The sequence below is a fragment of the Ruegeria sp. AB7 genome (genome assembly GCF_056542625.1).
In genome coordinates this window covers 261,599-281,535 of sequence record NZ_JBQGAC010000004.1, presented here as the reverse complement: position 1 = coordinate 281,535, position 19,937 = coordinate 261,599, and the positions used below count along the sequence as shown (strand labels likewise).

The following is a 19,937-nucleotide window of genomic DNA, read 5'->3' as shown; positions in this document are numbered from 1 at the left end:
AAAGAAAACGGGGCCCCAGATGGCGCCCCGTTTCAAATCTGGATTTGATCCGGATTTATTCTTCTTCCTGGCCGATGACTTCAACTTCATCTGCAGCCACTTCTTCCTCATCACCCTCTTCGTCGTCGCTGGTCGACAGACCGGTGGGTGCCGAGACGTTGGCGATCACGAAGTCACGATCGATGGTGGGCTTGGTGCCTTCGGGCAGCACAACCGAAGAGATGGTGACAACGTCGTTGATTTCCATGCCAGTAAGATCAACAGTGATCTTCTCAGGAATGTCACCGGCGGTGCAGAGCAGTTCAACCTCGGGGCGGACAACGGTCAGAACGCCACCCTTTTTGATACCGGGGGCTTCTTCTTCGTTGATGAATTCAACGGGGATGAACAGCGCGATCTTGGTGGTCCGGCGCAGGCGCATCAGGTCCAGGTGGGTCGGCAGGTCTTTGACAACGTCACGCTGGACATCGCGGCAGATGACGCGCACGTCTTCGTGACCTTCGACTTTCAGGTTCCACAGGGTCGACTTGAACCGGCCTGCTTTCAGGCGCTTGAACAGTACGTTGAACGGGATCTGGATCGGCAGCGGCTCTTTGTCGCCACCAAAAACAATGCCCGGAACCATGCCATCGCGGCGTGCTTGACGAGCGGCGCCCTTGCCTGTCCCCGTCCGTTCCAGAGCTACGAGATCAGGAATCTCTCCAGCCATGATAATTCTCCAATGTTAGGGCGGGCATCCTCCAAGGCTGTATGCCCGCGTGAAGCCGCGTCCTTAGCTTGATTCAGTTGGTTTGGAAAGGGCTTTTTGTAGCCCGAGAAATTTTGCGAGGCTCTGCCACGCGCTCCGAGGTATTTACGGCCAGATGAAGGACAGATCCTCTGCTTCATCTGGCTGCAAGTACCTTGAACGAGACGCTCAATGGGCGGCCATGCGGCGTCTCCATCTACGTGGGAGGCGTAGGATCAAGCCTGCCAGCGACCGCCAAAGTCTTCGGGGACTAGAAGATTGTGGCGCCCAAGATCGGCTACGTTACGTTCACCGCAAAGTGCCATCGTTGTATCGAGCTCTTTCTGGATCACTTCCAATGCCGTTGTCACGCCTTTCTGACCCATTGCACCTAGCCCATAGACAAAGGCGCGACCAATAAAGGTGCCTTTGGCCCCAAGCGCCAGAGCTTTCAGCACGTCTTGCCCTGAACGGATGCCGCTATCCAGATGCACTTCGACATCACTGCCGACGGCATCCATGATCTCGGGCAGAACCCGGATCGAACTGAGCGCGCCATCCAGCTGCCGTCCACCATGGTTTGAGACAACAATTGCATCTGCGCCCAGCTTGGCAGCCATTTTGGCATCCTCGGCATCGAGTATGCCCTTAAGGATCACCTTGCCGCCCCATTGTTCCATCAGCTTCTCGACTTTGCCCCAGTCGAGGCTGGGATCGAATTGCTCGGCGGTCCATGTGCCGAGCGAGCGTGTATCTGTGATGCTATCGACATGACCGACGATATTCCCGAATTCTCGGCGCTTGGCACCTAGCATCTCGATGCCCCAGGCCCATTTCGTCATCAGGTTGGCGATGGTTTTGGGGGTCAGCTTTGGCGGCGCAGATAGGCCATTTTTCAGGTCCTTGTGTCGTTGGCCAAGGATTTGCAGATCAAGCGTAATGACAAGGGCCGAGCATTTCGCATCCTTCGCGCGCTGAATAAGTCGCCCGACATAGTCCTGATCTTTCATGGTGTAGAGCTGAAACCAGAAAGGGGCCGAAGTGTTTTCAGCGACATCTTCGATCGAATTGATCGACATGGTCGACAGTGTGAAGGGTACACCAAAGGCTTCGGCGGCTTTGGCCGCTTTGATCTCGCCATCCGCGTGTTGCATTCCTGTCAGACCTACCGGAGCCAATGCAACGGGCATGGATACATCCTGCCCGATCATCTGCGATGCGGTCGAGCGCCCTGTCATGTCTACGGCGACCCGTTGGCGCAGGCGGATATCTTCGAAATCCGACGTATTCTCGCGGAAGGTTTGTTCGGTCCAGCTGCCGCTTTCTGCATAGTCAAAAAACATGCGGGGTACGCGACGCTCATAGATCCGTTTGAGGTCTTCGATATTAGTAATGACTGGCATTGATCAGGCTCTCGCAGGATTGGTTAAGTTTCTTTACCAATTATTTTGAAACACTGCAATGCCCGCTTGCTGCGGTTGGTTGCCGCGTGGTCAAAACAAAAAACACCGCAGTAGGCGGCGCGCCTGCTGCGGTGAAGAACCATCTGAAAATGGAAAGAAATTGTTAGGCGGAGTGTGCGCCATCTGACAGTGTTTTGACAAAATCCAGAACCTCGGTCACCGGTTTTCCGGAACCGATCTGGCTGACAATGGCAGATCCAACAACCGCGCCATCGGATACACTCGCGATGTTGCGAGACTTTTCTGGTGTATTGATCCCGAAACCGACGATCACGGGCAAATCAGTTGCAGCTTTGATCCGAGCGACCTCGGGCCCAACATCGGTTGCCTGCGCTTCGGCAGCACCGGTTATGCCGGTAATCGATACATAATACACAAAGCCGGATGTGTTTTGCAGTACGCGAGGCAAGCGTTGGTCATCGGTCGTCGGCGTCGCCAAGCGGATGAAGTTCAGCCCGGCAGCTTGCGCGGGCAGACAAAGCTCTTCGTCCTCTTCGGGGGGCAGGTCGACGACGATCAGCCCGTCGATCCCCGCTGATTTTGCATCTGCCAGGAATTTCTCGACACCTCGGCTGTAGATCGGATTGTAATATCCCATCAGCACGATCGGTGTGGTGTCATCGGATTCACGAAAGGCGCGGGCCAGATCCAGAGTGCGTTGCAATGTCATTCCACCATCCAACGCCCGTTGGCCAGCAGCCTGAATGGTCGGGCCATCGGCCATGGGATCGGTAAAGGGCAGGCCCAACTCGATAACGTCGACACCTGCGCCGGGCAAACCCTTCACGACCTCCAGCGAAGTGTCATAGTCGGGATCTCCGGCCATGACATAAGCTACAAATGCCTTTTTGTCCTGTTCCTTCAGGGCGGCGAATTTGGCGTCGATACGGGTCATCGGAAGTCCTTGCACTCGGGTTTGGACCTGATGTGCAGAAACTTTCGCTGAAAATCAATCCCGCTTGGTGGGCTTCCGATCAGAAGGCGTAATGGTATCTCAGCAAAAGTGCATTTACGCCTGGGTTGTCTTCCTGCGTGCTGGCGTTGGATATATGAGTGATAGCGGCAGACAGTTTGTTGCCGCTTTCCAGCGTATAGCCAAGGCCCAGTAAGCTGCGTATCTGAAAGCTGCCGCCCAGATCATTCCGTTCATTGGATTCACTATAGTATCCCGGCATGACACTGCCCTCGATGAACCAACGGTCCGCAAAAGTGTAAAGCCCGATCAGGCCCGCGCCGACATGCGTGTCACCGTCGGTATCAACAGACAGGGACGCACCCCAGGTGGCGCTGAAACGGGTCGCTTCGTAGAAAGAGCGATGCTGGTATTCCAGCGAAACAATCGCCTGATCTTCGCTCTCAGCGCTGGAATAATCTGCGTAGCCTGCTCCGAAAATGATGGATTGGGCTTGTGCTGCAGTAGCGGCTGTCAGCGCAAAAGCCAGAATAACAAGGGATTTCATTTTTACCTACTATGTCCGTCGTTCGTTGGTATTGGTTTTATTGAGGAATGTAGGTGCATGTTTTCAATGGACGCAAGAACACAAATCGATGTCGATTTTGTGATGTGGCAGAATAGACTCGCGGCAGTGTTCAGGCACTTTGCCTTGCGCATTGCACCGGACCTGCCTAGAAGCGGCGCTCGAATGGTATCAGGAGGCCGTCATGGGCTTTAAAATGGGAATCGTGGGTTTGCCGAATGTTGGCAAGTCGACTCTCTTCAACGCACTGACCAAAACTGCGGCAGCTCAGGCGGCGAATTTCCCGTTCTGCACCATCGAACCCAATGTGGGGGATGTCGCCGTTCCTGATGACCGGCTGGATAAACTGGCGGCGATTGCGTCCTCGAAACAGATCATTCCAACCCGCATGACCTTTGTGGATATCGCGGGGTTGGTGAAAGGGGCCTCGAAAGGCGAGGGGCTGGGCAACCAGTTTCTGGCAAACATCCGCGAGACTGACGCGATTGCCCATGTGCTGCGTTGTTTCGAAGATGGTGACGTGACCCATGTGGATGGCCGCGTTGATCCGGTGGCCGATGCCGATACGATCGAAACCGAGCTGATGCTGGCCGATCTGGAAAGCATCGAAAAGCGTCGCGCCAATCTGGTGCGCAAGCTGAAGGGCAATGACAAAGAAGCGCAACAGCAGGACCGCCTGCTGGCCGAGGCGCAGGAGATGCTGGGAAACGGCAAGCCAGCGCGTCTGGTTGAAGTGTCTGATGAAGACGCTAAAGCATGGAAAATGCTGCAACTTCTGACCACCAAGCCGGTGCTTTATGTCTGCAACGTGTCCGAAGAAGAGGCCGCCGAAGGCAACAAGTACTCTGCCAAAGTCGCTGAGATGGCTGCCGCGCAAGGTAATGCTCATGTCATTATCAGTGCCAAGATCGAGGAAGAGATCAGCCTTCTGGAAGACGACGAGGCACAGATGTTCTTAGAGGAAATGGGTCTGGAAGAGCCCGGCCTCGACCGTCTGATCCGTGCCGGTTACGACCTGCTCAAGCTGGAAACCTATTTCACCGTCGGCCCGAAAGAGGCCCGGGCCTGGACCATCCGCACCGGCACCGCCGCACCACAGGCCGCAGGTGTCATCCACGGAGACTTTGAGAAGGGTTTCATCCGTGCCGAGACTATCGCCTATGACGACTACATCGCCGCCAATGGCGAACAGGGTGCCAAAGAGGCGGGTAAGATGCGGGCCGAAGGGAAAGGCTACATCGTCAAGGATGGCGATGTGATGCACTTTTTGTTCAACACCTGAGAAGCCACCAAAGCAGTCACTGCTCAGCTTATAACCTCGGATTTTCTGCGAAGAACGGGCCGATATCGGGTTGCTCGTGCGTGAACGCCATTGTCCACTTCATGTTGTGGTGGGCTACGTAGATATCCGCGCCAAAAGATGTGAAATCTGGATATGTTTCTGAGACGCAGCGATACGACCATTTGATATCTTCATCAAAGATAACATACGCGGCAGGCCACTGGTTCTTATAGGCATTTAAAGCGTCATCGCCCGCCCGCGCGATTTGAAACCCGTAACTGAAACCATGCCAGCGGATGCGATTGTGAATCCAGGAACCGGTTGATTTCTTTACACTCCCGGCGAATGTCTGATGCCAGCATTGAACAACCTCACCACCTTCTTTGGAATTGAGAGGATCAAAATCGACGCATTCACGCACCAAGAAGTCCTCAATTTGGTTTCTCGTAAGGTTCATGGAATAATTCGGTTCTATCTTTTTGTTAAACTGGCATATCGCGCGTTATGGCGAAGTGTCAAAACCGCTCAGGTGGCAAGATGCGATCCCGTTGGTTTCATTTGGGCTGGAACAGCAGTTCGGCAGGCTCAACCACCCGAGTATTGCATGTACCTGAAACGCCGATCCTTTGGCAGCCAACAAATTGACGATGCTCGCATCTCGCACATTTCTCTCGTGCAGAAATGTGGTTAGTTTGGATTTTGACCTGATACTTGAGACAGCTCTAGATGATCGAAATCCGCGACCTGCAATTGCTCAGCGCATTGGCGCGGCATCGTCATTTCGCCAAGGCAGCTGAGGAATGCGGGATTTCACAGCCTGCGTTCTCGATGCGAATCCGAAACCTGGAGGATCGGCTGGGTGTCTCCATCGTTCGCCGCGCAAACCGATTTCAGGGGCTGACCGAAGAGGGCGAGATGATTGTCCAGCGCGCGCGGCGCATTCTCGACGACACCAAGGCTTTGGAACAACAGGTACTCGCTGCAAAGGGTGAGATCACCGGCACGCTTATTTTGGGTGTCATCCCTACAGCGATTGCCTTCACCGGGCGTCTGACGAAGCGGTTGCGCGATGCGCATCCTCGTATCGTGACCCGGATTGAAACAATGTCTGCAACGGCCATTCAGCACCGGTTGGACGAAGGAAGTCTGGATGCTGGCATCACTTATGGCGACAGTATCGGTACCGATCTACGGCAAGTGCAGCGCTTGTACGAAGAAACTTATGTCCTATTGGTCCCCTCGCATATGACCCATGAGACAGGCCCGATCCCATGGGCCCGCGTGGCCGAGTTTCCCCTGAGCCTGCTGGAACCACAGATGCAGAACCGGCGGATTCTGGATCGGATATTCGCCGAACAGGGCTTGCACCCGGATATTGTGGCCGAGACCAGCGGATTCACTGCCTCGATGGTCATGGCACGCGAGGGGCTAGCGGCCACCGTGATTCCACGCGTGCTGGTGCGGGCGCTGGGCGACCTGAAGGACACAAGGGTGCTGTCCCTGATCGAACCCGTGGTGAGCAAGCCGATTTGTCTGGCCACGCTCACTCGTGACCCGGAATTACCCACGGTCGCGGCCTTGCGCACAGTGATGGCGTCTTTGCGGTGATAAACTGTCGTTATCGTGCGATTGAAATATGCGATTTGACGATATGCTAGTCTGATGAGACACGGGGCCTCAATCGGAGGGCATCATGGCACCATTAGACACCAAGCCATCAGGCGCGCCAAAGGGCGTCTGGAAGTCAGGTAAAGGCAAGGGGCGGCACACGCCCAAAGGCCGTCAATTCTCGGACGAGGCACAAGCAGAAATTGCACGTCTGCTGGGCGACCGCCCGCGACGTCGCGATCTGCTGATTGAATTTCTGCATTTGATTCAGGACGCACACGGCCATATCAGCGCCGACCACATCGCCGCTCTGGCGGTTGAGATGCGGATCGGGCAGGCTGAGATTTACGAAACCGCAACCTTCTATGCCCATTTCGATGTAGTGAAAGAGGGTGAAACGCCTCCTCCGGCGTTGACGATCCGTGTGTGCGATTCGCTGTCCTGCGAAATGGCAGGTGCCCAGCAGCTGCAAAAAGCGCTGGAAGACGGTTTGGATGCCTCGCAGGTCCGCGTTGTCCGTGCGCCCTGCATGGGACGCTGCGACACCGCTCCAGTGCTGGAGATCGGTCACAACCACATCGACCACGCGACCCCCGAAAAAGTGCGGGCCGCTATTGTTGCCGATGACACCCATGCGCACCTGCCCGACTACGAAACCTTCGCGGCCTATGAGGCCGAAGGTGGCTACGCCAAATTGAAAGAGCTGCGCGAGGGCGGCGATTGGGAGAAGGTGCAGGAAGACGTACTGTCCTCGGGCCTGCGTGGTCTGGGCGGCGCTGGCTTCCCGTCGGGCAAGAAATGGGGCTTTGTTCGCATGAATGAAGGCCCGCGTTATCTGGCTGTCAACGGCGATGAGGGCGAGCCCGGCACATTCAAGGACCGCTACTATCTTGAGCGCACGCCGCATGTCTTCCTCGAAGGGATGCTGATCGCCGCTTGGGCCGTCGAGGCAGAGACCTGCTTTATCTATATGCGCGACGAATACCCGGCAGTTCTGGAAATCCTGCGTCGTGAGATTACCGCGCTCGAACAAGCCGGGATCGTCGAAGAAGGCTATATCGACCTGCGCCGTGGTGCTGGCGCTTACATCTGCGGTGAAGAATCCGCGATGATCGAGTCGATCGAAGGCAAAAAAGGACTGCCGCGTCACCGTCCTCCATTCGTGGCGCAAGTTGGGGTCTTTAACCGTCCGACCTTGGTGCACAATGTCGAGACGCTCTATTGGGTGACCAAAGTTTGCCGTGAAGGGCCTGAATGCCTTAACAGCACCGAAAAGAACGGTCGCAAGGGTTTGCGTAGCTATTCGGTCTCGGGTCGTGTCGCAAAGCCGGGCGTTTACCTTCTGCCCGCTGGCTCCACCATTCTGGACGTGATCGAGGCTGCCGGAGGCATGGCCGGGGGCCAGACCTTCAAGGCTTATCAGCCGGGTGGTCCATCCTCGGGTCTGTTGCCTGCATCGATGGATGACATCCCGCTGGATTTCGACACGTTGCAACCACATGGCACCTTCATCGGGTCCGCTGCGGTTGTGGTTCTGTCCGATCAGGACACCGCACGCGATGCGGCACTGAACATGCTGCGCTTCTTCGAAGACGAAAGCTGCGGCCAGTGCACGCCCTGCCGTGCAGGCTGCGAAAAGGCGGTCAAGCTGATGCAAGCCGACAAATGGGATCAGGAACTGCTGGAAGACCTGTGTCAGGTCATGGGCGATGCCTCGATCTGCGGTCTGGGGCAGGCGGCCCCGAACCCGATCCGCCTGGTCATGAAACATTTCGCTGGCGAAATCTGAGGGAGACAGCCATGCTTGATGCAAGCCCAAACAAGACCGTCACCTTCAACCTGAATGGCGAAGATGTCACCGTGCCCGAAGGCTGGACCATCTGGGAAGCCGCAAAGGGGCAGGGGTTCACTATCCCTCACCTGTGTCACAAGCCGCAACCCGGTTACAAACCCGACGGCAATTGCCGTGCCTGCATGGTCGAGGTAGAAGGCGAGCGCACGCTGGTCGCCTCGTGCATCCGTCCGGCAGCCGACGGCATGGTGGTTAAGACCGACAGCGACCGGGCCGAGAAATCGCGCGCGATGGTCATGGAGCTGTTGGTCGCGGATCAGCCTGAGGAAGCGCACGACACCTCCAGCCACTTCTGGGATATGGCCAAGCTGAACCATGTCAGCGACAGCCGTTTCCCGGCGAAAGAGGCCGAGAAAATCCCGCTGTTGGATGACAGCCACGTTGCGATGCGCGTCAATCTGGACGCTTGCATCAACTGCAACCTTTGCGTCCGGGCCTGCCGCGACGTGCAGGTCAACGACGTGATTGGTATGGCCGGTCGTGGTCACACAGCGCAGGTGGTGTTCGACCAGAACGACCCGATGGGTGCTTCGACCTGTGTGGCTTGTGGTGAATGCGTGCAGGCCTGCCCGACCGGTGCTTTGATGCCAGCAACCGTACTGGATGACCAGCAGCGAGGCGACAGCAAGGACTACGACTCGGAAACGGAAAGCGTCTGCCCGTTCTGCGGCGTGGGCTGTAAGGTTTCGCTCAAGGTCAAAGACGGCAAGGTGAAGTATGTCGAGGGCATCAACGGCCCTGCAAACGAAGGTCGTCTGTGCGTCAAAGGCCGCTTTGGCTTTGACTACATTCACCATCCGCATCGCCTGACCAAGCCGCTGATCCGTCGCGAGGATGCTCCAGCCAAGGGATTGAACGTCGATCCCGGCAACCTGGATACCCATTTCCGTGAAGCAACGTGGGAAGAGGCGATGGATTTGGCCGCGACCAAGCTGATGGACTTGCGCGACAAAGACCCGCGCAGCGTTGCAGGCTTCGGCTCGGCCAAGTGCACCAACGAAGAAGCCTATCTGTTCCAGAAGTTCATCCGTCAGGGCTTCCGCCACAACAACGTCGACCACTGCACCCGTCTGTGCCACGCGTCATCTGTTGCGGCCCTGATTGAGAATGTGGGCTCGGGTGCTGTGACCGCGACCTTCAACGAGATCGAAAACGCGGATGTGGCGATCATCATCGGGGCCAACCCGATTGAAAACCACCCTGTCGCTGCGACCTACTTCAAGCAGTTCACCAAACGTGGTGGCAAGCTGATAGTTATGGACCCGCGCGGCGTTGGGATGCGTAAGTTTGCTGATGAGATGCTTCAATTCCGTCCCGGTGCGGATGTTTCGATGCTGAACGCGATCATGAACGTGATCGTGGAAGAAGAGCTCTATGACAGCCAGTACATCCACCGCTGGACCGAAAACTGGGAAGCCGAAAAAGAACACCTGCGCCAGTTCACGCCTGAGGCTATGTCGCCGATCTGTGGCATCGAACCGGATCAACTGCGCCGAGTGGCGCGTACCTTTGCGCAAGCCAAGGCCGGTCTGATTTTCTGGGGTATGGGTGTCAGCCAGCACATCCATGGCACCGACAACTCGCGCTGCTTGATCTCGTTGGCTCTGATGACCGGCAATGTTGGTAAACCCGGTGCGGGTCTTCACCCTCTGCGCGGGCAGAACAACGTGCAAGGTGCCTCAGACGCGGGCCTGATCCCGATGTTCCTGCCGGACTATCAGTCCGTTACCGACGACGGCATTCGGGCCAAGTTCACCAACGTCTGGAATGACGACCGCGACTTCTCGAACGAGAAGGGGCTGACCGTCACCGAGATCATCGATCAGGCTTATGCGGGCAACATCAAGGGTATGTACATCCAGGGGGAAAACCCCGCCATGTCCGACCCCGATGTGAATCACGCGCGCGACGCACTGGCCAAGCTGGAACTGATGATCGTGCAGGATATCTTCCTGACCGAAACGGCGAACTATGCCGACATCATTCTGCCCGCCTCAGCGCTCTATGAGAAGAACGGCACCGTGTCGAACACCAACCGTCAGGTACAGCGGGTCCGGCCCGCCGTGACCCCTCCGGGTGAGGCGCGCGAGGATTGGAAGATCACCGTTGAGCTGGCGCAGCGGATCGGTTTGAACTGGGATTATTCCGATGTTTCTCAGGTCTTTGCTGAGATGAAGCTGACGATGAATTCGCTCGACAACATCACGTGGGAACGGCTTGAGACGGAGACGATCACTTACCCGTCACTGTCCGAGACAGACCCAGGTCAGGCGATTGTGTTCGGCGATGGTTTCCCACGTGCGGATGGTCGCGCCCGGTTCACGCCAGCCAGTGTCATCCCACCGGATGAGGCCCCGGATGATGAATACCCGATGATCGCCACCACTGGGCGCCAGCTGGAGCATTGGCATACCGGGTCGATGACCCGCCGGTCCAACGTTCTGGATGCCGTGGAACCTGAGGCGAACTGCTCGATGAACCCGCGTACATTGAAACTGATGGGAATTGAGCCGGGCGATATGATCCGTCTGACTACTCGCCGCGGTTCGATTGAAATCATGGTGCGGGCCGACCGGGCGATTGCCGAAGATATGGTGTTCATCCCGTTCGCCTATGTCGAGGCGGCGGCGAATATCCTGACCAACTCGGCCATCGATCCTTATGGCAAGATCCCCGAGTTCAAGTTTTCGGCAATTCGCGTCGAAAAGATCGCAGACGCCGTCGCGGCGGAATAGTCTTCAATCAACTGAAAAAAGGCGGCCCTTTGGGGTCGCCTTTATTTTCAGTAGTCGCGTTCGAAAAAGATACCCAAACCCGTCTCGCCTCGGCCATCCACGGTGCCGCGAACCGTGAAGCTGTCGGTGACGTCGAGGTTCAAATTCACCTCGGTGTCACCTTCGGTATTGACGGTGAAATCGGTGTAGAGATTGTCGCTTAGATATGCGCCCGCACCAAGGCTGCCCCCACCGCCCTCAGTCGCGCCAAGGTCGATAGTGTCCAGGCCCGTGGCCTCGCGCACCCCTTTGGTAGTATCCCCGCCGGCGCCGCTGAGTTGGGCCAATGAGGCCGCCATCTGCGCAATGACAAACGGTGACAGTTCTGAGAACCGGTTGCCGAACAAGAGCATTGCTAGCGCTTCCTCGGTCGGGCGTTCAGGATCTGAGAATACGTCGACCTCGGGTGAGTCCAGCGGCCCGGCGATCTCGATCGTTGCGGTGCCGTCCGAGGTGCTGGAGGACGATTCAAACTCGATATATGGCGTCAGGTCACCCTGCAGGGTGACCACACCCTTAGTCAGCGCAAGGCGGCGACCAAGGATATCGATATTACCGCGGATAAGCTCAATCTGGCCTGACGGCACAACAGAAGTTGTAGTTCCACCAATTTGTATGCGACCGCCCAGTTCCGCGTTCACGCCGCGTCCTCGGACAAAAACTGCCTTGGGTGCAAGCAATCCGATGTCGAGCGACATGCGCGAGTTGCTTTTAGTCTCATCCTCGGTTTCCACCAGATTGGCGCGTTCCCGCGTTACGAAACCGGCACGGCTTTCGTTCAAGTGTTGGATCGTCGGAATTGGTGCTGCGCCGACTGCTCCTGCGGCGGCTGCAAGATTGATGTTGGTTTCGCCAAAGTTGATCTGCCCGGCCAGCGAACTGTTACCGGCCAATGCCCCGGTCAGGGCGATCTGACCGTTCAATGTGGTCTCATAGAGCAGCTTGTCTGTCAGCACGAGATTGTTGAGCGCTGTGGTTATCTGGGCGTTGAAGGGTGGCGTCAGATCAATCGGGCCGTTGACGGTAAACCCTCCGCCCGCTCGTAACCCACCCTGCAGTGCAATCGTGGCGCGGCTTTGCGCGATGTTTACGGAACCCCCGATGCCAGTGATTGTCTGTCCCACATCGGGCAAGGCCATCGACGCGCCGGATGTTGAAATCGTTCCGCTAAACGCATCCAGCGCAGGTGCCCCTTTCAAGGCCAGGTCGAACCGGGCAGTACCGGCCAGATTGTTGGGAGAGATAAATGCATTGGCGATACCGATGTTGACACCGCCCTGCATCTTCAGGTCCGCTTCGCCGCTGGTTTCGTTAAAGGTCCCGGCAACTGTTGTATTGATATCGGCGGGGCCATTAGCCTTTGCGTCGATGGTCCACATCCCGGCGTCGCGGCGGGCGGTACCACTGGCGGCGACGGTTCCGGGGAAATCGGGCACAAAACGTTCGACCCGATTCAGGCGGGCGTCAAAATTTAGATCCGCGGTGCCACCGGTTTCTACGGTTCCGGTTAAATTGGCGTACGAGCTATCAGGTCCCTGCAGGCGCGCATTGCCTTCCAAACCGGACCCTGTCGGGGCGACGTTGCCATCCAGCGTGAGCGGCCCGGACAATGTCGAAGATAGACGGCCGATGTCGTCCAGCATGGCCGAGAAATCGAGGCCACCTGCCTCCCGATCCAATCGGCCCGATGCATCTGCAGTCAGCGCGGTTCCGTTCAGACTGAAAGTGCGGATGTTCAGCCCCTGATCATCGTTGGCGGCATCCACGTTCAGCGTGGTTCGTCCCTGTACCAACGCATCTACGGCTTGGATACCCGTGGCAAGGTCGTCTGCGCTCAGGTTGCCTTTGATATCAAAGGCCTTGCTGCTTTGCGCGGCCCGACCGGTGACGTCGGCATCAATCGACCCGGCCAGATCAAGCCCGGCGAGGCCGGAGAACAAAGACAGGTCGGGGGCGTTCAGCTTGGCGCTTCCATCCACCGTGATGTTTCCGGTGGGGTCATTGATGGTTGCGCCCACCTCGGCAGTAAGAGCAGCACTTTTGACCGTGGCGTTTCGAATAACGATTTGGTTGCCCGAATGCGCACCGTCCAGATTGATTGATGTCCGGCCTTTCAACAGCGGGTCGAATTCGCTCATCCCGGTTTCGATATTTGTTCCGATCACGCTGGCTTGGCCGTCGAATTCCAACGTCTGTACGGTGCCTTTGCCATCCAGCCGGGCCTGTAATGCGCCCGCCAGATCACGCTGTGCGATGCCTGAGAACACCGCCAGATCGGGGGCGTTCACGCTGGCCTGACCGTCAATTGTCAGATTGCCATTTGGCGTCGTGACCGTGCCGCTGGCCTGCGCTGTCAGAGCGTCGCCATTCACGGTGAAATCGCGAATTGTTACCCCATCGGTGTCGCGTTTGGCATCCAGAACGATTTCGGTTTCACCCGTGATCATTGGATCAATATCGTCACGCCCGGTCACCAGATCACGCCCATTCACCGTGACCTTGCCGTCAAAGCTGCGTTCCAGTGGCGAGCCCTTTCCAGCCACCTGGACCGAAGCCTCGCCACCAAGCTGAAGCTGTGCCAGGTCCGAGAACCGCGACAGGTCGGTCGCCTGCAGCAGTGCCGTGCCATCAACCTGCAACCCGGTCGCAAGCCCGCTGATCAACGCATCAGCGTCTAGAGTATAGTCGCTGCCGACCAGTTCGACCCCGGACAATTGCAATGTCTGGTCGCTGCCGTACTCGAACTGTCCATCCAGTGTGATCTGATTTCCGACGGCGGCATTCAGTGCGACATCTGTCAGATCAATGCCATCGAGCACAGCCTGCAGATCGCCATCGACCGACAGCCCGCTGGATTGATCTAGCGTGCCTTGCCCGCTGATCCGTGCATGATCGAGGTTCAGGTTGGGGGTTTCAATCTTGTTGGTCGTCAGGCTCAGGTCCCAGAGATTGCCATTCTCGGTATTGTACAAGGCCGAAATCTGAGCCGCGCCGATTGACGTATCGCCGCCGCTGACGGGCAGAACGACCTTGTCACCTTCCGGCGGTGTGATACGACCTTGCAGGGCGACCAGTTTCAGAACACCACCCGAAGCAAGGCTGAGTTCGCTTTTGAGGTCCAGCGCTTCCGAGGTAATCTCGATATCCGATATATCCAGCGCCCCGTCAGAATGGGTGCGCCCATCTACAAACAGCCGTGTGTCGGTACCGAAGAACGTGTCCATCTCTTCGGCCAGAAACGGCGTCAGGTCGCCTCCGACATCGGCAGTAAACGCGATTCCATCGGAAGCGTTGCCACTCTCTTCGGCTGTGCGCAGTCGTACCTGACCGGACACGCGAAGCTGCTGATCGCTGCTTAGACCGATATCAGCATTAAAATCCGTTATCGGCCCCGAGCCTTTTGCAGTCAGCTCAAGCGGCGGGGCATCGGGGATGGACAGGGCCGTTGCGATCAGACCGCCTGATGCTTCGGCTACGGTCAAGTCCAGATCGATCTGGCGGCTGTCGTTCTGAAAGCCTGCTTTCAGATCAATCGTGTCCCCGGCGCGGTCCAGTCGGTCGATATCCAGCGTAGTATCCAGTGTTCCATCAGCCAGCGATAGGTTGCCGTTCACGGCAAGCTCGGCAGCGACGCCGATCAGCGGCTCACCTAAAGACAGGTCATCGACGCGCAGCTCTCCGATTTCGATCGAAACCGGAAGCTCAGGTAGTTGGAAGGGTTGGGTTTCGGCTGAAGGGGGCGGTGCGTCCTTAGTTGTTGTACCGGGTGCGCGGGCGATATCGATTTCCTGCGCCGATAGTGTGTTGACCGAGAACCGACCGCGCAGCAGTGCCAATCGGTTCCAGTCCAATTCAGCGTTTTTAATGGTGAGCCAGACGCCGTCGTCATCGGCGACTGTGATTTCTTGAATCGTCGCACGCGAACTCAGAGCTCCTTCAAGGCCGATCACCCGCACATTCTGATCATCACCAGACAGGGTATCTTGCAGAAACTGCTCGATCATGCTGCCGCCCTCGTCCTGAGCGGTCGCCGCGATGGGAACGGTGATCGCTGCTGAACTTAGCAACAGGGGATATACAACGCGACGCATCAAAAGGCTTGCCCGATCCCGAGGTAGAATTGCAGCCCGTCACCCGTATCGCCCTGAACCGGCACCGCAAGGTCAAAGCGCAAGGGCCCGAAGCCGCCCAGATCATAACGGATTCCAAGGCCCGCGCCAGAATGCTCTTCCGCGCCGCCGCCGATGAATGAGGACGTGTCGACCACACCGTAGTCATAAAACCCAACCAACGAGATTGCGTCAGTGACTTTGCCTCGGACCTCGGCTGAGAGCCCCAGAAAGGATTTGCCACCGGCGACACCATCCCCGACGGGGATACCTAGGCTTTCAAATGGCTGACCCCGTACTGTACCGGCACCACCCGAGAAGAACAGGAAATCTGGAGTCACACCATCTGCCGGAGGTCCGAGGACCGATCCCAACTGCACCCGGCCTGCCAACACCAGCCGACCGGCGGTGCCCAGATCGTTATAGGCGCGACCGTCAAAGAACATTCTCAGGCCGGTATCCGACCCGGAGAACCCGACAAAGGGCATGACTTGCGAGTCTAGATAATAACCGCGCGTAGCACTGACTTTGCTGTCGCGTTCATCCCATTCTGACCGGAACGGAAGAATGAAGTATCGAAACTTGCGCCCATCGCCATAGGCGTCATCTGCGTCCGACCATTGGAAACCTGCCGAGGCTTCGGCGTAGAGGCGGTCAGAGAATGTGCGGCGTGCACCATATGCAAGCGAGGCGACGGTGACGTTGTAGTTTTCGGTATTGCGCCGCTCCAACAGCGCGCTCCAGAATGTATTGTCGTCAGGGCCCAGACGATCAGGTTGATCCAGCCGCAGACCAATGCGTCCATCGATATCCTCGGCACCGCCGATATTGCGGATTGCCGCCTCGAACCGCAGCCTTTCGGCTCGCCGGAAAACGTTTCGATGGGTCCACGTAGCGGTAAGATCAACCCCGTCGCGCGAGGCAATCTCGGCCCCAAAGGTCAGGCGGCGCGGTGGCAGGTCTTCAAACGTCGCGTCGAAATCAAGCGTGCCATCCGGGTTGGGTTCTTCATGTTCCTTGAGCGAAACCGTAGCGAATGTGCCGGTGCGCCGCAGGCGGGTGCCAACCTTTTGGACCTGTTCAGGCGAATAAACCTCACCCGACGGGAAGCCTGCGACTTTCTCGATCGATCGATGGCGGACATTTGTATCGCCCTGAATGATCATTTTACCGAACCGCAGCCTTGGCCCCGGAGCCAGATCAATTGTCGCGTCCAGCCGTGCCTGCGCATGGCGCGCTATCACTTTTTGATCTTCCACTTCCGCCTTGGCATGGCCTGTATCGCGCCAGCCCTGCACCCCCGCCGAGGCCGCCTGTTGGATCGCTCTGGTGGTCGCGGTCTTGCCCGTGGCGAACTCTTCGGGCAGTTCCGTGCCCGGTGCCAGCGGTTGCACGACAGCCGTTCCGAACTTGAACTTCCGCCCTGGTGTGACAAGGATAGTCGCCCGTTTGAATTGGGCTGGAACGTTCAGCGAATTGATTTTGGCGGCTTCCTGCCCGTCAAGCTTGATGCTGACGACGGGGCTGAAATAGCCTTCGTCGTACATGATCTGAACGATGGTGCGGTAGTCGGACAAAGCTGCCGACAGTATTTCCAGTGACGTATCAAGACCACGCGATTCCGAGGTGAAGATGGATGAAGTCTCTTCCAAGCGGTCGACCAGATCTTCAGATGCACCAGGGGCGGATAGGGTCGTTTCTAGCGCGGTAGCAAGATTGGGGGACAAGGCCACAAACGCACCAAAAAGCCAGCCTCTCAGATCGCTGCGCGGTCTGCTCCCTGTCATTGTATGGCTCCAACTGCCCCAAGTCGAAATCGCTATGGCCGCGAAACAAAACGAATGCGGCGTGTTGAATTCATTTAGAGCATCTGACGGCGCTTAGGGGAAGAACTAAACAAAGTTCAGGTGTTTTTATTGGCAAACTCGTGTGCCAATCCGCTACAGACTGGCATTTCGGAACCAGCGAACAATCGCATCCCGGTCTTCAGGTTCCATATAGGTCACGTTCGCGGGAGGCATGGCATGTGTGACGCCGGATTGCAGATAAATCTGCTGCGCGTTCTGAGCAATGTCAGCTTTTGTTTCCAGCAGGACACCTTTGGGTGCCCACAGGATGCCTTCCCAGACAGGCTCGCGCGCGTGGCACATAGAACAGCGACCCAGAACTATGTCCTGTGCTTCTTCAAAGCCATCCGCTGATGCGAATTTCTGTTCGTAGGGAGTTAGTTGCCGTGCTTCGGCCTCTTCCAACGGGTCGTTCATCGAAGCGGTCGACAACCACATGATGGTCATGAACAGCAAAGCCGTTACCAACCAGGTCCAGGTTGGGTTTCCAGCGCGCGCATGGCGGGTGTTGAAATAGTGCCGGATCGTGACACCCATCAGGAAGACCAGCGCGGCGATGATCCAATTGTACTCGGTCGCAAATGCCAGCGGATAGTGGTTCGACAACATCAGAAACACGACCGGCAATGTCAGATAGTTGTTGTGGGTCGAACGCAGCTTGGCGATCTTGCCGTATTTCGGATCAGGTGTGCGCCCGTTCTTTAGATCGTCCACCACAATGCGCTGGTTTGGCATGATGATGAAAAACACATTTGCGGTCATGATTGTGGCCGTGAAGGCCCCCAGATGCAGCATCATCGCGCGACCGGTGAATATCTGGTTATAACCCCAGCCCATAATCACCAGCAGCACGAACAGAAGAACCATCAGCAATGTCGGACGCTCGCCCAATCCCGACTTGCAAAGAAAATCGTAGACCAGCCAACCGACAGTCAGCGAGGCAGCCGAGATCAATATGCCTTGCCATAGCGCCAGATCCGCCTTTTGGGCATCGATCAGATAGAGCTCTCCGCCTACCCAGTAGACGATCATCAGTAGCGCGGCACCGCTGAGCCATGTGGCGTAGCTTTCCCATTTAAACCAGGTCAGGTGGTCGGGCATACGCTCCGGAGCGACGAGATATTTCTGGATGTGATAGAATCCTCCGCCATGGACTTGCCATTCCTCGCCGTCCGCCGGTCCGGGGATATCGCGGTTCAAACCAAGATCCAGCGCGATGAAGTAGAAGGATGATCCGATCCAGGCAATCGCGGTGATAACGTGCAACCAGCGCACGCCAAAACCAATCCAATCCCAGAACACGGCGAAGTCGTACATGCTTATGTCTCCGATTGCGTTGCGCCACACTAGGCAAACGGGCTTTTCTTCGGTATTCCCGTATATTGTCAAACTGTATCAAAAAAAACGATAAGATGTCCTATCTCGACAACATTCGAACCTTTGTCCGGGTCTATGACTTGGGCAGCATGTCAGCCGCCGGGCGGGATATGAGAATTTCACCTGCGGTGACGTCGGCGCGAATTTCGCAGTTGGAGGATCATCTGGGAGTACGCCTGTTTCAGCGCACAACCCGGAACCTGACACCAACGGAACAGGGACGGGCGTTCTACCCCGGCGCGGTTGCGGTTCTGGATGCAGTTGATGAGGCAGAAGCCCAGGTCACGCATCTGACCGAAGCCCCCCGCGGGTCTCTGTTTGTTGCCGCACCTTTAGGTGTCGGGCGCCGGTTATTGGCGCCTCATGTACCTGATTTTCTGTCAGAATACCCTGAGATTGATGTGCGTCTAAGACTGACAGACCGCTCGGTTGATCTGACCACCGAAGGCTTGGATCTGGCTTTTTTCATCGGTCAGCCCGAAGACAGCACATTGCGCATTCGCAAGATTGCGGATTGCCAGCGTGTGCTATGTGCAGCCCCTGATTACGTGAGCCGATGTGGGATGCCAGAAGCTGGATCCGATCTGATTTCAGGCAAGCATGAATGCTTGAACCTACGCTTCCCCGGCGCGGCAGAGTTTCAGTGGATGCTGGAAACTCCCGATGGCCCGAAACGATTTGCTGTCTCGGGCAGGTATGAATGTGACGATGGTGATGTTTTGACCGATTGGGCGCTGTCCGGGCAAGGTATTGCCATGAAACCCGTTTTTGAGGTGTCAGAGCAATTGAAGGCGGGGAGGCTGATCCCGGTGGCGATGAAGACGCCTCCGGTTCCCGTGCAAATGGCCTGCCTGTATACGCATCGCCGCCATCAGGACCCGAAGGCGCGGCTGTTTATGGATTTCATGATTGACCGGATCGGCAAAGTGGTTCGAAGCGCCGAAGTCTAGGGCTAGCTACCCCGGTAGGTCGAATAGCCGTAGGGGGACAACAGCAGCGGAACGTGGTAGTGCGCGTCCGCATCGGACATGCCAAAGCGGATCGGCACCTGATCCAGAAACAGAGGATCATCGCCATCCTGACCCGTCGCGCGCAGGTAATCTCCGGCGAAGAATATCAGCTCATAAGTGCCGGTTTTAAAGTCGTCCTGCGGTAAGATCGGGCTATTGGTTCGGCCATCCGCGTTGGTTTCGATCTCGACCAGTTTACGGTGCGAGTTCCCTGACACTTTGTAGAGCGCGATTTTCAACCCCTCAGCGGGGCAGCCGCGCGCCGTGTCGAGAACGTGGGTTGTCAGATAGCCAGCCAAGGGTCTCTCCTATGTGTTTCTTTTGGTGTGCCACAGTCTGGGCCAAACCGCAAAATGGTTGAAATGCCGAAAGAAGTGGAAACAGTGTTCGGATTGATTTGATAATCAATA

The 19,937-nt window shown here is 56.9% G+C and carries 14 protein-coding genes; 5 read left to right on the top strand and 9 right to left on the bottom strand.

The genetic code is table 11. The annotated features are described in order from the left end of the window. Nucleotides 1-55: 55 nt before the first annotated feature. The 4 genes from ACR0EN_RS13185 to ACR0EN_RS13170 form a co-directional block, all read right to left on the bottom strand. The gene (locus ACR0EN_RS13185; RefSeq protein ID WP_170397494.1) at nt 56-709 is read right to left on the bottom strand and encodes a 50S ribosomal protein L25/general stress protein Ctc; all 654 of its coding nucleotides are present in this window, start codon (nt 707-709) and stop codon (nt 56-58) included. Between the two features lie 254 nt (nt 710-963). Continuing rightward, complete coding sequence (locus tag ACR0EN_RS13180; RefSeq protein WP_170397492.1) at nt 964-2,130, bottom strand: alpha-hydroxy acid oxidase; 1,167 nt, start codon at nt 2,128-2,130, stop codon at nt 964-966. A gap of 163 nt (nt 2,131-2,293) precedes the next feature. Beyond that, a complete protein-coding gene (trpA, locus tag ACR0EN_RS13175; RefSeq protein ID WP_170397490.1) occupies nt 2,294-3,085 on the bottom strand; it encodes a tryptophan synthase subunit alpha in 792 nt (263 codons plus the stop codon). 79 nt (nt 3,086-3,164) lie between these two features. Beyond that, the gene (locus ACR0EN_RS13170; RefSeq protein ID WP_170397488.1) at nt 3,165-3,650 is read right to left on the bottom strand and encodes an acyloxyacyl hydrolase; all 486 of its coding nucleotides are present in this window, start codon (nt 3,648-3,650) and stop codon (nt 3,165-3,167) included. Nucleotides 3,651-3,852: 202 nt separating this feature from the next. Here ACR0EN_RS13170 and ychF point away from each other — a divergent pair, with 202 nt between their 5' ends. Beyond that, nucleotides 3,853-4,950 carry a redox-regulated ATPase YchF gene (gene ychF / locus ACR0EN_RS13165; protein ID WP_480570983.1) on the top strand — a complete coding sequence of 366 codons (1,098 nt, stop codon included), beginning with the start codon at nt 3,853-3,855 and terminating at the stop codon, nt 4,948-4,950. 28 nt (nt 4,951-4,978) lie between these two features. Here the strand turns inward: ychF and ACR0EN_RS13160 are convergent, their stop codons facing one another. Next, on the bottom strand, nt 4,979-5,407 hold the full coding sequence (locus ACR0EN_RS13160) for a DUF4275 family protein (protein ID WP_480587124.1): 429 nt from the start codon (nt 5,405-5,407) through the stop codon (nt 4,979-4,981). 269 nt (nt 5,408-5,676) lie between these two features. On the opposite strand from ACR0EN_RS13160, the gene ACR0EN_RS13155 reads away from it, so the two are divergent. From ACR0EN_RS13155 to fdhF, 3 genes are all read left to right on the top strand, one after another. Then, complete coding sequence (locus tag ACR0EN_RS13155; RefSeq protein WP_170424371.1) at nt 5,677-6,558, top strand: LysR family transcriptional regulator; 882 nt, start codon at nt 5,677-5,679, stop codon at nt 6,556-6,558. Nucleotides 6,559-6,643: 85 nt separating this feature from the next. Further along, on the top strand, nt 6,644-8,347 hold the full coding sequence (locus tag ACR0EN_RS13150; RefSeq protein WP_480587121.1) for an NAD(P)H-dependent oxidoreductase subunit E: 1,704 nt from the start codon (nt 6,644-6,646) through the stop codon (nt 8,345-8,347). A gap of 11 nt (nt 8,348-8,358) precedes the next feature. Then, the gene (gene fdhF / locus ACR0EN_RS13145) at nt 8,359-11,145 is read left to right on the top strand and encodes a formate dehydrogenase subunit alpha (RefSeq protein WP_170397477.1); all 2,787 of its coding nucleotides are present in this window, start codon (nt 8,359-8,361) and stop codon (nt 11,143-11,145) included. Nucleotides 11,146-11,192: 47 nt separating this feature from the next. Here the strand turns inward: fdhF and ACR0EN_RS13140 are convergent, their stop codons facing one another. The 3 genes from ACR0EN_RS13140 to ACR0EN_RS13130 form a co-directional block, all read right to left on the bottom strand. Continuing rightward, entirely contained in the window at nt 11,193-15,275 is a 4,083-nt protein-coding gene (locus tag ACR0EN_RS13140; RefSeq protein ID WP_480587118.1) for a translocation/assembly module TamB domain-containing protein, read from the bottom strand. After that, on the bottom strand, nt 15,275-17,080 hold the full coding sequence (locus ACR0EN_RS13135; protein WP_480587115.1) for an autotransporter assembly complex protein TamA: 1,806 nt from the start codon (nt 17,078-17,080) through the stop codon (nt 15,275-15,277). The genes ACR0EN_RS13140 and ACR0EN_RS13135 overlap by 1 nt, the downstream gene beginning before the upstream one ends. A 153-nt stretch (nt 17,081-17,233) precedes the next feature. Next, complete coding sequence (locus ACR0EN_RS13130; RefSeq protein ID WP_480587112.1) at nt 17,234-18,457, bottom strand: urate hydroxylase PuuD; 1,224 nt, start codon at nt 18,455-18,457, stop codon at nt 17,234-17,236. A gap of 95 nt (nt 18,458-18,552) precedes the next feature. On the opposite strand from ACR0EN_RS13130, the gene ACR0EN_RS13125 reads away from it, so the two are divergent. Further along, complete coding sequence (locus ACR0EN_RS13125) at nt 18,553-19,467, top strand: LysR family transcriptional regulator (RefSeq protein ID WP_170818101.1); 915 nt, start codon at nt 18,553-18,555, stop codon at nt 19,465-19,467. Nucleotides 19,468-19,469: 2 nt separating this feature from the next. Here the strand turns inward: ACR0EN_RS13125 and uraH are convergent, their stop codons facing one another. After that, nucleotides 19,470-19,826, bottom strand: coding sequence for a hydroxyisourate hydrolase (gene uraH, locus ACR0EN_RS13120; protein WP_170564621.1), 357 nt, complete (start codon nt 19,824-19,826; stop codon nt 19,470-19,472). Nucleotides 19,827-19,937 lie beyond the last annotated feature (111 nt).